At 45.5% G+C, this 15456-nt stretch carries 10 protein-coding genes and 1 riboswitch; all 10 genes read left to right on the top strand.

The genetic code is table 11. The features are described from left to right. The first annotated feature begins 5 nt into the window (after positions 1–5). Positions 6–1610, top strand: coding sequence for an FMN-binding protein (locus tag GPK58_RS00450; protein WP_215638027.1), 1605 nt, complete (start codon positions 6–8; stop codon positions 1608–1610). A 346-nt stretch (positions 1611–1956) separates the two neighbouring features. Next, positions 1957–2904 (top strand): L-lactate dehydrogenase, encoded by a 948-nt coding sequence (locus GPK58_RS00445; protein WP_022426183.1) that lies wholly within the window; start codon positions 1957–1959, stop codon positions 2902–2904. A 72-nt stretch (positions 2905–2976) separates the two neighbouring features. Then, complete coding sequence (locus tag GPK58_RS00440; RefSeq protein ID WP_215638025.1) at positions 2977–5133, top strand: Tex family protein; 2157 nt, start codon at positions 2977–2979, stop codon at positions 5131–5133. 284 nt (positions 5134–5417) lie between these two features. Next, the gene (locus GPK58_RS00435) at positions 5418–6281 is read left to right on the top strand and encodes a mechanosensitive ion channel family protein (protein WP_330604151.1); all 864 of its coding nucleotides are present in this window, start codon (positions 5418–5420) and stop codon (positions 6279–6281) included. A 511-nt stretch (positions 6282–6792) separates the two neighbouring features. Beyond that, entirely contained in the window at positions 6793–7185 is a 393-nt protein-coding gene (gene panD, locus GPK58_RS00430; RefSeq protein ID WP_015526224.1) for an aspartate 1-decarboxylase, read from the top strand. A gap of 101 nt (positions 7186–7286) precedes the next feature. After that, entirely contained in the window at positions 7287–8126 is an 840-nt protein-coding gene (gene panC / locus GPK58_RS00425; protein ID WP_059086701.1) for a pantoate--beta-alanine ligase, read from the top strand. A gap of 3 nt (positions 8127–8129) precedes the next feature. Further along, on the top strand, positions 8130–9131 hold the full coding sequence (locus GPK58_RS00420) for a bile acid:sodium symporter family protein (RefSeq protein WP_022426186.1): 1002 nt from the start codon (positions 8130–8132) through the stop codon (positions 9129–9131). 475 nt (positions 9132–9606) lie between these two features. Then, positions 9607–10911, top strand: a complete 1305-nt coding sequence (thiC, locus tag GPK58_RS00415; protein WP_022426187.1) for a phosphomethylpyrimidine synthase ThiC — start codon at positions 9607–9609, stop codon at positions 10909–10911. A 295-nt stretch (positions 10912–11206) separates the two neighbouring features. Beyond that, complete coding sequence (locus GPK58_RS00410) at positions 11207–14374, top strand: fibronectin type III domain-containing protein (RefSeq protein WP_215638024.1); 3168 nt, start codon at positions 11207–11209, stop codon at positions 14372–14374. A 110-nt stretch (positions 14375–14484) separates the two neighbouring features. After that, positions 14485–14602, top strand: a riboswitch (FMN riboswitch). A gap of 136 nt (positions 14603–14738) precedes the next feature. Beyond that, a complete protein-coding gene (locus GPK58_RS00405) occupies positions 14739–15374 on the top strand; it encodes an ECF transporter S component (protein ID WP_022426189.1) in 636 nt (211 codons plus the stop codon). The last annotated feature ends 82 nt before the right edge of the window (positions 15375–15456 follow it).

The raw sequence follows: 15456 nt of genomic DNA, 5'->3' as shown, positions 1-15456 counted from the left end.
GAAGCATGGAAAAAGATCTGAAAGATAAAAAGCAGGAGGAAAAAAATACTCCGAAGATACCCTGGACCAAGCTGGTTCCTGCAGCTGCTGTGATTGCGGCGCTTGTGTTTTCAGGCATAAAGGCGAAGGGCTCTGATGGAGAGACAGAAGCAGTCGGGCAAGCAGAGACGACCGTAATGTCTGCTTCAGAGCTGGAAAAATATCTCGGGTATGAAAAAGAAAATACTGTTTCTGACAGCACAACTGCCACAGCTGAGAAAAACAGTACAACAAAAAAGAAAAGCTCATCGAAAAAAAGTGCAAAAAAAACAGCAGCGAAAAAAAGCTCAGGTACAAGAACGGTTTCCGAATCTGCAAAAAGCAATGCCGGCGCCGCAGGACAGGGAACCACGCAGACACCGGTAGCAAGCGTTCCGGCAGATGGATATAAGGACGGTACGTATGAAGGAAGCGGAACCGGATTTGGCGGGACGATCCGCGTGAGAGTAACAATCAGCGGCGGAAAGATTGCAGCCATAGATATTCTGGAGGCATCTGGAGAAACCGCGTCGTATTTTGCGTCAGCTCAGGGTGTGATCAGCAGGATGATCGCCGGAAATACACCGAATGTAGATGCAGTAAGTGGAGCAACCTATTCCTCCAACGGAATCATCCAGGCAGTTCAGAATGCCCTCTCCCAGGCAGCGGCAGATGGAAACAGCCAGCAGGTCACCCCTACACCTGCAGCAACTGCTTTACCAACTCCGACATCAGCTCCGTCACCTACAAAAAAACCATCTCCTACAAAGAAACCGGAAGATCCGGACAGTCCCCAAAAATATCTGGATGGTAAATATACAGCTTCGGCAAAGGGCTTCAATGGAGACGTGAAAGTAATTGTGACCATCAAGGATGGAGTGATCAAAGCTCTGAAACAGGAAAATACGGACACAAAGCAGTTTTTTGAAAAAGCATGGAGTGTGCTGGAAGAACAGATCATCGGTACAGATTCTGTGGATGATATTGATGCAGTCAGCGGAGCAACCTATTCCTCCAACGGGATTCTGGATGCTGTAAAAAAAGCCCTCAAAGAAGCGGTTAATCCGGAGTATGGAAAGAAACCCACACCAACTCCTACAAAGAAACCGATACCAAAGCCAACAGCCACACCGAAACCTACGGCAACGCCGAAACCAACAGCCACACCGAAGCCAACAGAGACGCCGGCAGCAACCCCGACGCCGGAGCCGGACGACCCGGATGTGACGCCGGTTCCAGAAAAACCCAATGTAACTCCAACACCAGGGACAGATGAGCCGGATGCAACACCGGAGCCAACGGAAGCACCGGAACCGGTGGGAAGGTACAGAGATGGAACGTATACAGGCTCGGCTTTTGGATATGGAGGAAAAACATATCTGACAATTACGATCTCAGGAGGCCAGATCGCATCCATTGAGCAGACAAATCAGGATACACCGGAATTTTTTGATCCTGCATGGAGCACGATCTATTCTCAGATCATGGCAAACCAGTCGGCGGATGGGATCGATACTGTCAGCGGAGCCACCTATTCCTCCGAAGGGATCCTGGACGCTGCACAAAAAGCCCTTGCCCAGGCAAAGAATTAACCGGGTGAACGTTGGAGCAGCTATAAACATCTGAATCTAAGCCAATAATAAGAGGTGAAAGAAACCTCTGGACTTCTTGATTTTTTTGAAGTTCAGAGGTTTTTTGCTAGGTTTCTGAAATTGCTTCTATAAATCGATAAAAAAATAACAGGAATGTATACAGAATAATAGGAAAAATATCAGAAAATATAAGCAGTTTAAATAATTTGAAATGCAAATTAGCGGGGATTAACCTGAGAAATACAATAAAATTTTTATTGCACAGGGCAATGTTTTATGTTATGTTTGAATGTGTGTAATTAAAGTTGTTATTAAAATGACAAACAACGCTGAAAGGAGAACAAATATGAGCAGTAAAATTACGATCATCGGAGCAGGAAGTGTAGGAGCAACTATCGCTTATACCTTATCACAGAGGAGTATTGCATCAGAGATCGTTCTGATCGATATTAACAAAGATAAGGCTGAAGGTGAGGTTATGGATATTGAGCAGGGAACCAGTTTCCGTGAGCCGATCTCCATCGTGGCAGGAGATTACCCGGATGCTGCAGATTCTGACATTGTGATCATCACTTCCGGTATTGCCAGAAAACCGGGACAGACTCGCATCGAGCTGACACAGACCAACGTCAACATTATGAAGAGTATTACTCCGGAGATCGTAAAGGTGGCTCCCAAAGCGCTTTATATTATCGTAAGTAATCCATGTGATGTTATGACTTATGCATTTGCAAAGCTTTCCGGACTGCCGGAAAATCAGATCCTTGGTTCCGGAACCGCCCTGGATACGGCCCGTCTCCGCTGCAGACTTTCTCAGTATTACGGCGTATCTGAGAAAAACATCCACGCCTATGTATTCGGAGAGCATGGAGATACTTCCTTTGTACCGTGGTCCAGAGCCTTTGTTGCAGGTGCGACCCTTGATGAATTTGACAAGATCGTTCATGAGGATCAGAAAGATCTGCAGCCACTTGACAGAGAAGAGGTTCTGGAGTATGTTCATACTTCAGGATCAACAGTGATCGCCAAGAAGGGTGCTACATTTTATGCGGTAGCCGTATCTGTTTGCAGACTTTGCTCGCTTCTTCTTGCAGCATCTGATACAATAGTCAGTGTATCAACCATGCTTCACGGAGAGTACGGTGTTGAAGACGTATGTCTTAGTACCATGGCTTCTATCGGACCGGAAGGTGTAAAACGTATCGTTCGTGTTCCGCTGACCGAGGAGGAGACAGAGAAGCTTCATGCAAGCGCCAATGCTCTGAAGGACGTGATCGCACAGATTGATCTTTGATAAATGTCAGAAGCTGTGTAAAGAGGAAAAAGCAGCCTCAGGCAAATTTGAAACAACGGGAGAAAGATAAAAATGGATATTATTCAGGTAATTACCAGAGAATTGAACGTTGAGAAATGGCAGGTCGAGGCAGCGGTTAAGCTGATCGATGAAGGCTGCACCATTCCTTTTATTTCCAGATACCGTAAGGAAGCAACCGGTACACTGAACGATGAACAGCTTCGTAATCTTAATGAGAGACTTACTTATTTAAGAAATCTTGAGGATAAAAAGGCTCAGGTTCTGGGCAGCATCGAGGAGCAGGGCAAGCTGACTCCGGAGCTGAAGAAACAGATCGAGGCAGCGCAGACACTCGTTGTGGTAGAGGATCTTTACCGTCCGTACCGCCCGAAGCGCCGTACACGTGCCATCATCGCCAGGGAAAAAGGTCTGGGACCTCTGGCCGACATCATCCTTCTCCAGATGACGAAGAAACCTCTTGAAGAAGAGGCAAAAGCATTTCTTTCTGAGGAAAAAGAAGTCAAAACTGTGGAAGAGGCCATCAGCGGTGCCAGAGATATCATTGCAGAACACATTTCTGATGAAGCAGATTATCGTATCAGTATCCGTAAGAGAACAATGGATAAGGGAACTATATGTTCTACCGCAAGAGATGAGAAGGAGCAGTCTGTATACGAGATGTATTATGACTTTGAGGAGCCGGTGAAAAAGCTTGCAGGTCATCGTGTCCTTGCTCTGAACCGTGGTGAGAAAGAGAAATTCCTTACTGTGAAGATCCTTGCACCTGAGGAAGAGATCATCCGTTATCTTGAAAAACAGGTGATCGTCCGCGATAATCCATACACTGTACCTGTTCTGAAAGAAGCCATTGAGGACAGCTATAAACGTCTCATCGGACCGGCTATTGAGCGTGAGATCCGAAGCGCCCTTACAGAGGCAGCAGAGGACGGTGCCATCCATGTCTTTGGCAAAAATCTGGAGCAGCTTCTCATGCAGCCTCCAATTGCAGGACAGGTAGTTCTTGGCTGGGACCCTGCCTTCCGTACCGGATGCAAGCTGGCAGTGGTAGATCCTACCGGAAAGGTTCTGGATACCACAGTTATTTATCCCACAGCACCAACCAATGAGACCAAGATCCGTGCCGCAAAGGAAACCCTGAAAAAGCTTATCAGCAAATATCATGTGACACTGATCTCTGTAGGAAACGGAACGGCATCCAGAGAATCCGAGCAGATCATCGTGGAGCTTCTTAAGGAAATCCCTGAAAAGGTCCAGTATGTTATCACCAACGAGGCAGGTGCTTCTGTATATTCCGCAAGCAAGCTTGCTACGGAAGAATTCCCGAATTTCGATGTTGGACAGAGAAGCGCCGCATCCATCGCAAGACGTGTACAGGATCCGCTTGCAGAGCTTGTAAAGATCGATCCGAAATCCATCGGTGTCGGTCAGTATCAGCATGATATGAACCAGAAAAAGCTGGGAGAAGCCCTTAACGGCGTTGTGGAAGATTGTGTAAACAAGGTCGGAGTGGATCTGAATACTGCGTCTGCATCCCTTCTGGAGTATATTTCCGGAATCAGCAAGGCCATCGCAAAGAATATCGTAGCCTACCGTGAGGAAAACGGCCGTTTCCAGACAAGAAGAGAGCTTCTTAAGGTTGCCAAGCTTGGTCCGAAAGCCTTTGAGCAGTGTGCAGGTTTCACACGGATCACAGGAGGCAAAAATCCTCTGGACGCAACCAGTGTCCATCCGGAAAGCTATGACGCAGCAAAAAAACTCCTGGAAAAGCTGGGCTACACACCGGAAGATGTGGCAGAGCGTAAGCTTACCGGTATTTCTGGGCAGATCCGCGATTACGGAAAACTGGCAAAGGAGCTGGAGATCGGAGAGCCAACCTTACGTGATATCGTAAAGGAACTGGAAAAACCTGCCAGAGATCCACGTGACGAGATGCCGAAACCGATCCTCCGTACCGATGTCCTGGATATGAAGGACCTGAAAGAAGGCATGGTCCTCAAGGGAACTGTCCGCAATGTTATTGACTTCGGTGCTTTTGTGGATATCGGTGTGCATCAGGATGGCTTGGTCCATATTTCCGAGATGAGCGAGAAATTCATCAAACATCCGCTGGAAGCAGTCAGTGTGGGAGATATCGTGGATGTCCGTGTTCTTGGTGTTGATATGAAGAAAAAACGTATCAGCCTTTCCATGAAGGGAATCAGTAAATAAAGAGAAAAACTGAGTAAAGAGAAGCAGGCAAGTATATTCTGCAGCATTCTGCGGCGGATTACCGGACCGATATACAATAAAGCTATAACAGAAATACAGCAGTGGTTTATACCCTATACTTTATAGAACCGGAGAAATCAGGTTTACAGGGAAAAACCACTGCTGTATTATTATATTACCAGATGCGGATTATAGGAAATGCTTATATCAGAAATAAGCTTTGAAGCTCATAGATCGATCCGCATATGTATATCGAATGATCGATCAGACAGGAGGGATTATATTTGGATAGTACTGTACAGACCGTGCAGGAGGTCGGAAATCAGGTAAGCCAGTACAGGCAGATGTTTGAAAATTATCTGCCGGACATCACGAAATTCGGAATCAAGGTTGTTCTGGCTATTGTTGCTTTCTGGGTAGGAAGCACGGTAATTAAATGGATCGTAAAGTTTGTGAGGAAATCACTGACAAAATCCAGGCTGGATACAGGAGTGGCACAGTTTATGTCCTCACTGGTCAAGATCGTACTTTACATACTCCTGATCTTTAATATATCCACAAGCTTTGGAGTAAAGGAATCATCTCTGGCAGCACTTCTCGGAACTGCAGGTGTTACTATGGGTCTTGCACTCCAGGGCGGACTTGCCAACCTGGCAGGAGGTATGATGCTTCTTCTGTTCAAGCCTTTCCAGGTAGGGGATTACATCATCGTTAACGGACAGGACGGAAGCGAGGGAACGGTAGCCAAGGTCGAGATCTGTTATACAACGCTGTTATCCATTGATAACAAGCACATCGTGATCCCGAACGGTACTCTTTCCAATGTGACCATCACCAACGTAACAGCAAGGGATCAGCGAAGGCTGGAGATCAAAGTGGGGATCTCTTACAATGCAGATATCCAGAAGGCCAAGGATATCCTGGAAGATATCCTCACCGAGGATCCGGATACAAGAGAAGACGAAGAGATGGTGGTATTCGTAGACGAGCTGGCAGAAAGCTCTGTGATCATGGGCTTTCGTGTCTGGGTAGATACCGACCGCTACTGGGCAGCCAGATGGAGATTGAACCAGAGGATCAAGGAAGATTTTGATTATTATGGAATTGAGATTCCTTATAATCAGCTGGATGTGCATATCCATAAATAATATGCATAAAGGAAGAAAGCTAAAGTCCTTTCACATGGCAGAGAAATTGCTGTGTGGGAGGGCTTTTTGGTGAAAGTAACTGGTTTTGGGATTATTACTGCCATTCACGATAATAGAGAATATGAAAATTATTGACAAACCAGTGTCGGGGTGCAATAATACCCCACAGAGATAGTATTTGGACTCAAAACTATACTCTGGCTGAAATCACTGGAATCTTATATAAAAATAGCCACCGGAACCCGGGATCGGGAACGGACGGATATATGAAAATTATAAAAGATACGAGCCTGTATCGATGATAACGAAGGCGTTACAACAGTTATGGGAATTTTGAGCAACTGTTGAAGAGCATGCTTTTCGTGTATAAAAAACAGGACTCAATATACAGGGAATCAATCAGAAGCGTTTCAGGGTCGAAGTGTACCCCGAGACGCTTTTTTATTAAATACAGAAGCGGATGCTTTTATCCACTTGAAAATTATTCCCTGCAGGAAAGGACTTATATAAGATGACAATAGAGATGTTAAAAGGAAAGATCCACAGAGCAACCGTTGTCCAGGCGGAACTGGATTATGTAGGAAGTATCACTGTGGATGAGGAACTGCTGGAAGCTGCCGGGATACTGGAATATGAGAAGGTTCAGATCGTAGATGTGAACAACGGCAGCCGTTTCGAGACATACACCATTTGCGGAGAACGCGGAAGCGGTATGATCTGCCTGAACGGAGCAGCAGCAAGATGTGTAAGCACCGGTGACAAGATCATCATTATGGCTTACGCACAGTACGAGCAGGAAGAAGCCCGTACTCACAAGCCTGCAGTTGTATTTGTAGATGAAGAGAACAGGATCAGCAGAGTGACCAATTATGAGAAACACGGACTGCTGAAGGATATGGCCTGACGCAGATCAGGAAGATAATAAGACGAAGGTGAATTCAGAAAAGAGGCTATCTCAAATCTATTAAGAAAACCGGTTCCGGAACCGGAAAAGAGGAGAGCACAATGCAGGTAACAAAAACAGTAGAAGAAACAAGAAAACAGATCAAAGCGTGGAAAAAAAAAGGAAAAACAGTAGGCCTTGTGCCAACCATGGGATTTCTCCATGAGGGACACGCAAGCCTGATCAAAAAATGCAGAGAGCAGAATGATATCGTAGTGGTATCCGATTTCGTCAATCCTACACAGTTCGGTCCTACCGAGGACCTGGAAGCCTACCCGAGAGACTTTGAGCGTGACAGCAAACTCTGCGAAAGCCTGGGAGCAGACTTGATCTTCTGCCCGGAGCCTTCCGAGATGTATCATGATCCCCACGCATTTGTAAGTATAGATACTCTGTCAGAGACACTTTGCGGAAAAACACGTCCGATCCATTTCAAAGGTGTGTGTACCGTTGTGACCAAACTGTTCCATATTGTGGCACCGGACAGAGCATATTTCGGACAGAAAGACGCACAGCAGCTGGCCATCATCCGCAAGATGGTGAGTGATCTGAACTTCGATATTGAGATCGTAGGCTGTCCGATCATCCGTGAGGAGGACGGACTTGCAAAATCCTCCAGAAATACCTACTTAAGCCCTGAAGAGAGAAAAGCAGCTCTTTGCCTGTCAAAGGCAGTAAAAGCCGGACAGGAAGCCATTCACGCAGGAATCCCGGCAGAAGAGCTTCTCGGAAAAATGCGAGCAGTGATCGAAGCAGAGCCTCTGGCAAAGATTGATTATGTATCCATGGTAGATGCACTTACCATGCAGCCGGTGGAAAAAGCTGACCGCAGCGTTCTTGTAGCAATGGCTGTTTACATCGGAAAAACAAGACTGATCGACAACTTCAGCTACGAGGTATAATGTATGGGAAAAGTTTTAAAGAAAATCGGAATTATCAGCAGCCTTGCATCCAGATATATCGGGATCATTATCATCGCTTTTTCCTGCCTGGCTTTTTTCTGGCGTGACGGATTTTCCTGGATGACGAATTATACGTCTGTATTTCTGGGAGTGATCATGTTTGGTATGGGCCTGACCATAAAGCTGGATGACTTCCGGGCAATTTTTTCCAGACCCAAAGAAGTGGTGATTGGTGCAGTGGCTCAGTATACCATTATGCCGGTGATCGCCTGGCTTCTGTGTAAAGTGATGAATCTTCCGGCAGATCTGGCACTGGGAGTGATCCTGGTGGGATGCTGTCCGGGCGGAACAGCCAGCAATGTGATCACCTATATCGCAGGTGGCGATGTGGCGCTTTCTGTGGGAATGACCATAGTTTCCACACTGGCAGCACCGTTGATGACACCGTTTCTTGTATATGTTCTGGCAGGAGCCTGGGTGGAAGTATCCTTCTGGGCCATGGTGCTTTCTGTGGTAAAGGTAATTCTGATCCCGGTTCTCCTGGGAGTTTTTCTTCGGAGCCTTGCGGGAGAGCATGTGGATAAGGTATCCGATGTTATGCCGCTGGTGTCGGTTGTAGCTATTGTTATGATCATCGGAGGAATTGTGGCTGTAAATGCAGAGAAGATCGTAAGCTGTGGAGTTCTGGTGCTTGGAGTAGTGGCGATCCACAATTTCTGCGGTATGATGCTGGGATTTCTGGCTGCAAAAATCTTCCATATGGAGTATTCCAGAACAACTGCTATAGCTATAGAGGTAGGCATGCAGAACAGTGGCCTTGCTGTCTCACTGGCAGCAGCTAATTTTGCAGCCAATCCGCTTGCAACACTTCCGGGCGCGATCTTCAGTGTATGGCACAATATTGCGGGCTCCATTTTTGCGGGGATCCGCCGTGCAGGTGCAGAAAACCTTGCAGAGCTTGACCGGATCAGGGAAATCGACTGCTGTAATTGCGAAAAGCAATAAGCAGTGAATGCGGATTGCGGATATCCTCCTGACGGGGAACAGCAAAGCTGTGGAAGAATGTCTGTAAAGAAAGATCCCGGGGAGTTTGAGAGATAAAATGGCAGATTATGTCGAAAGAAAAAGTCATAAAATGCAGAATTGTGGTTTACAAATTTTAGCCGGTATACTATAATAACCACATGGACGAACAAACGTCCCCAACATATGAAAACAGGGGGGCCCGCTGAAGCGAGCTGAGAGTAGACTGTAAATGTCTTGACCCATAACCTGATTTGGATAATGCCAACGTAGGGACATATGCACGAAGGATTCTTAAAGACACAGAAGATCAGAGAGTACAGAAGAGATCAGAAGTACAGAAGATTTTCATTAAGTACGTAAGATTAAGAGCCGGTTGCCGTGATGCGTATGCGTTGCAGCAGCCGGTTTTTTGTTGTATAAACACAAAGAATTTATGGAAGGAGATTTTTTTTACATGAGAAATTACAGTACACAGATGGAGGCAGCCCGTAAAGGCATCATCACACCTGAGCTTGAGATCGTAGCTAAGAAGGAACGCATGACAACAGAGGAACTGCTTCCGCTGGTAGCCTCCGGTAAGGTGGCAATCTGTGCAAATAAAAATCACAAATGTATCGATCCGGAGGGCGTAGGTTCCATGCTCCGCACCAAGATCAATGTAAACCTTGGTGTATCCAGAGACTGCAAGGACTACGATGTAGAGATGCAGAAAGTAATGGAAGCTGTAAACATGGGCGCCCATGCTATCATGGATCTTTCTTCCCACGGAAATACCATTCCGTTCCGACGCAAGCTGACATCCGAGTGTCCGGCAATGATCGGAACCGTTCCGGTTTATGATTCCGTTATCCACTATCAGAGAGATCTTGATACGCTGACAGCTAAAGATTTTATCGATGTAGTCAGACTCCATGCACAGGATGGTGTTGACTTTGTAACTCTTCACTGTGGAATCACAAGAAAGACCATCGATCAGATCCGTAATCACAAGAGAAAAATGAATATCGTTTCCAGAGGAGGATCTCTTGTATTTGCATGGATGTGCATGACCGGTGAGGAGAATCCGTTCTATGAATACTACGACGAGATCCTGGATATCTGCCGCGAGTATGATGTGACCATCTCCCTTGGAGATGCCTGCCGTCCGGGATGTCTGGCTGATGCAACAGACGTATGCCAGATCGAGGAGCTTGTACGTCTTGGCGAGCTGACCAAACGTGCATGGGAAAAGGACGTTCAGGTTATGGTTGAGGGACCGGGACATGTGCCGCTTGATCAGGTTGAGGCAAATATGAAAGTACAGCAGTCCATCTGTCAGGGTGCACCGTTCTATGTATTAGGACCTATCGTAACTGACGTTGCACCGGGATATGACCACATCACATCCGCGATCGGCGGAGCAGTAGCTGCTATGTCCGGAGCAGCATTCCTCTGCTATGTAACACCGGCCGAGCACCTTGCACTTCCGAATCTTGAGGATGTAAAACAGGGAATCATGGCATCTAAGATCGCAGCTCATGCAGCAGATATTGCCAAAGGTGTCCGCGGTGCCCGTGAGATCGATGACAAGATGGCAGATGCCAGAAGAAAGCTTGACTGGGAGGCACAGTGGGAATGCGCCATGGATCCGGAAACAGCAAAACGTATCTGGAACGAGCGCAAACCGGAGCATGATGATACCTGCTCCATGTGTGGTAAATTCTGCGCAGTACGAAGCATGAACAAGGCACTTGCAGGAGAGCATATCGATATTCTGTAAGAATACAGAATGCATATGAGCATGCAGCATCACAGTAGAACGTGGTGTTGGCAGTATCCAGCCAGAAAACTGGTTGATCGAATGCGGATATGGAAAGAACAGTAATGCTGAAATTGTGGAAAGTCTGATGTTCCGATAATAAAACATAAACCGCTGTGATCTAAAATGAAGATCACAGCGGTTTTTTTGCAGAGTAGGGGACATTATTGCAGCTTGCGAAAAGACAGGGCCGCGTTATAATAAAAACAGAACTTACATATAAACGGTTTACATAAAAAGGAAGGAAAGGTACGAAATGAAATTTCCGAAAAAATTGATAGCATTTGGTCTGTCATTATGTATGTCTGTTGTTCCATGCGGACCGGTGGCGGCCGAAGATTTTACAGACGCACAGACGGATATGACAGACGCCATTGATACTTTTACAGATGATGGGAATTCTGAGGAATCAGAAAATACCGTAAACACAGATCAGATCACGGAAGAAGATACTACCGTGAGCACAGATCAGATTACAGAAGAAGAGTTTCCGGGATCAGATATCGGAACGGAAACGGATGAAGCTGAAAGCTCAGAGAGTGAGGAAATACAACAGGATTCTGAAGGAGAATCAACTCTGGAAGAACCTTCGGCGTTCATCAGAAAAGCAGAAGGAACAGAGGAGGCTGCGGCACCGGAAGAAATTTTTGGTGACGGAGAAAACCAGGAGCAGCAGGAAGATATATTCACAGATGATATTCCGGCAGCAGGCACTTCCGAAAAAGAAACAGATGTAGAGAGCACAGAAATATATCTGTATGCGATGAATGATACCTATAGCAGTGTGATCTCCATGCCGGATACCATGCAGACATCTTATCAGATCCAGACATCCGGCAAAAATCCGGTATATACGGTTGTTTCCGGTTATACTGCGAAAGTCAGCGAAACCGGTCTTGTTACTCCTAAAATGCAGTATGTAACCTATGTAGACAAAAACGGAAATGACGTAAAGAGCCAGTGGGAATACATGTTTGGAGAGACCCTGATCTCTGTACAGGATGGAAACAGTACCGTTTATTATAAATTCATACTCAAAGATTATGCGGAGTATTACGCAGAACAAAAAATGGATACATTCCTCAAAGAAAATATTACTGCGGAAATGTCTGATTATAAAAAGGTTGAGACGATCGCCAGATGGCTTGCCAACAACTTTAATTACAGTCAGTATCATTCCGGCTATACAGGCCTGATGCTGGATGGCGGCGGAGACTGCTGGGCCAATACCAGCGCAGTGAACTATATGTGCGAAAAACTGGGACTGACCGTGTATGCAAGGTATGCGGCAAATGATCCGGGGGCGGGAAGCGGTCACAGGAACTCCGTAGTCATCATTGACGGCGAAAGATATCTGGTTGACTGCGGATATACGGGAAATGCCCCCAGACATTATGAATTGTCCAAAATGGACTATGACTATTCTTATGAGATCCTGAATGATGGAACACTCAGGCTGTATCAGTATGAAGGGACAGATACAAATATCGTAGTTCCGGATACTATTGACGGAAGAAAAGTAACGGTTCTTGGAAACAGTACCTTCCAGTATTGCACCCAGGCTTCTGATATAGAGTCTGTTACTTTGCCGGATTCGCTTACAACCATCGAAAAGAATGCTTTTTACAACTGTGAGAAATTGAAATCTGTTACGATTCCCCCAAATGTGTCATTTATAGGGCTGGCTGCTTTTGTGGAGGGCTTGTCCGAGTCTAGTCTGACAGAAATTAAAGTAGATCCGGAAAATCCGTATTTTTCTGAAAAAGACGGAGTGGTATTCAGCAAGGATGGCACAAAACTGATCGTGTTTCCGTCCGGACGTTCCGGAGATTACCAGATTCCGGATGGAACTGTAAGCGTGGGAGACTATGCTTTTTATTACTGTGTAAATGTTTCTTCCATAACAGTCCCGGGAAGTGTCAGAAGCCTTGGAGAAGGTGCATTCGGAAACTGTTCGTCGCTTACGAAAGCTGTCCTAAACGAAGGCTTGGAAGAAATCGGTGAATATGCATTCCAGAGCAGTTCAGGGATCCGTGATATTATAATTCCCGCATCTGTAAAATCAGTTGGGAAAAATGGACTTCGTCTGTCTTCCGAGTGCAGGATAAGAGTACTGAGCACAGATACTATCTGGGCGGATGATGCGTTCAGGGATTCAGCACTGATCGCGGGAAAAAAGGATTCTACACTTCAGAAATACGCAGAGGACCGTGGCTACATGTTTGTGGAGCTGTCAGCAGACAACCGGATACCGCTTCAGAATGAATGGTTTGAACAGATCACTCCAGAATATGAATATAATGGAAAAAGCCATGAACCTGAAATAGAATCCAGTGAATCCGCACCGGAACTTGAGCAGGGCTCCGATTATGAAGTAACTTATGAAAATAACATCAATGCAGGAACTGCGACTGTAAAGATCACGGGAAAAGATATTTTCTGCGGTACAGTAGAGCGGAGTTTCAAGATTACGCCAGATGAAAATGGAATGTATGTGTGCTATTTTGCGGAAAATAATGAAACATACCTGGAAACCACCTTTAAAGGAAAAAAAGTGGAACCGGAAGTGGTAATTGACGGACTGGTACAGGGAAAAGATTATACGGTAACCTATGTTAATAATGAAAAGCCTGGTGAAGCTCGTGCAGAGCTCACGGGAATCGGCAATTATAAAGGATCGGAAACATTATATTTTACTATTTACGGAAAACTACCGGCTGCGGATCCAATAGCTGATCAGATATATACAGGAAAAGAACTCACACCTGCCATCGTAATTCCCGGATTGAAAGCCGGCGAAGATTATTATATGTACTACGAGGATAATCAGTATCCGGGTGTGGCAACGGTAACCATTTATGGTACCGGTTATTATAAAGGTACCGCAACCATTCATTTCAAGATCATAAAAAAGACAGAAAGGTTTGTCAGCAATGTTAAGCTAAACAGAACCTCTTACACTTGTACGGGAAAAACCATCCGGCCATCAGTAACCGTAACTGTAAATGGAAAGAAGATCGGTGCGAGTGCTTATAAGCTGTATTACAAAAATAATAAAAATTCCGGAATTGGAACTGTGCAGGTCAGAGGGACCGGAAAATACAGTCGTATCAACAAAACGCTTACCTTTAAGATCCTGCCTCCAAAAACTCTGCTGACAGGACTGAAAAAAGCAAACAGATCCTTTACCGCAAGCTGGAAAAAAAATATACAGGCAACCGGCTATCAGATCCAGTATGCAGCAGACAGCAGATTTACAAAAGAAAGAAAAACGGTCATAGTTGGAAAACAGTCTGCGACCAGATATAAGATATCAGGACTGAAAAACAAAAAGACCTATTATGTCCGCATCCGGTCATATAAAAGAGTCGGAAAAAAGGTTCTTTACAGTAGCTGGAGTACGGTAAAGAAAATCTGGGTTTGATCATAAAGGAGTGGATCTTAGATTTATATAAATGGAGCAGAATGCTTCTGTGACAGAATTAAGCCTTGTAATTATAAAAAGAGCGCGTTATAATGAACTCATAAAAAAGAAAATTTCTTCGGGGCAGGGTGTGATTCCCTACCGGCGGTATAGTCCGCGACCCGCTTTGGCGGCTGATCTGGTGAAATTCCGGAACCGACAGTAAAGTCTGGATGAGAGAAGAACGCGCAGTATTTAAAGAACGTGCTCAGTGCCCCGGGAAGAAGCTCCCGGGGCTTTTTATGTGAAGAAATAGAAATTTTTTTCGCATAAAGATTTCTTGTGGAAATTTTCTTTGAATATTTCTGAAGAAGGAGAGAGAGTTATGAGTGAACAGATATTACAGAGAGGAAATGCCGTGGAAAGAAGCAGAACAAGGACCATCGCGCAGGTAGCCATGCTTGGTGCTGTGGCAGGAGTATTAATGAATCTTGAGTTTCCGATCCCGTTTCTTGCACCGTCCTTTTATCAGCTTGATTTTTCCGAGGTACCGGTTATGGTAGGAACCTTCGCTATGGGACCTGTGGCAGGTATCCTGATCGAGCTTGTGAAGATTCTCGTACATCTTGTGACTAAGGGAACCATGACTGCCGGTGTTGGTGATGTTGCCAATTTCCTGTTTGGATGTGCCTATGTGGTACCGGCCGGTCTGATCTATCGTTTCCGCCATAAAAAGAGCAGAGTACATGCAGTTGCAGGTATGGCAGCAGGAACAGTCCTGACAGCGATCCTTGCATGCTTTGTCAATGCTTTTGTACTGCTTCCGGCTTACGGTAAGGCGTTTGGAATGCCAATCGAGACCTTTATCCAGATGGGAAGCGCAGTACACAGCTCTGTAAACGGACTGCTTACCTTTGCACTGCTGATCATTGCTCCGTTTAATATCTTTAAATATGCACTGACATCTCTGATCGTATTTGTAATTTATAAGAAGATCCGTGTTGTACTGAAGGGTGACTGATCATAAGCAGCTGCCGGAGGATGAAGAAAAGATCAGAAATTGGTGGTTTCAGATAAATATCTGAGAATGTGAGAAATGCCAT

The organism is Blautia sp. MCC270, from assembly GCF_018785605.1.
GTDB classification, from domain to species: Bacteria; Bacillota; Clostridia; order Lachnospirales; family Lachnospiraceae; genus Blautia_A; species Blautia_A fusiformis.
Note: the sequence above shows the minus strand (reverse complement) of the source record. Positions and strands in the feature narration are given on the sequence as shown.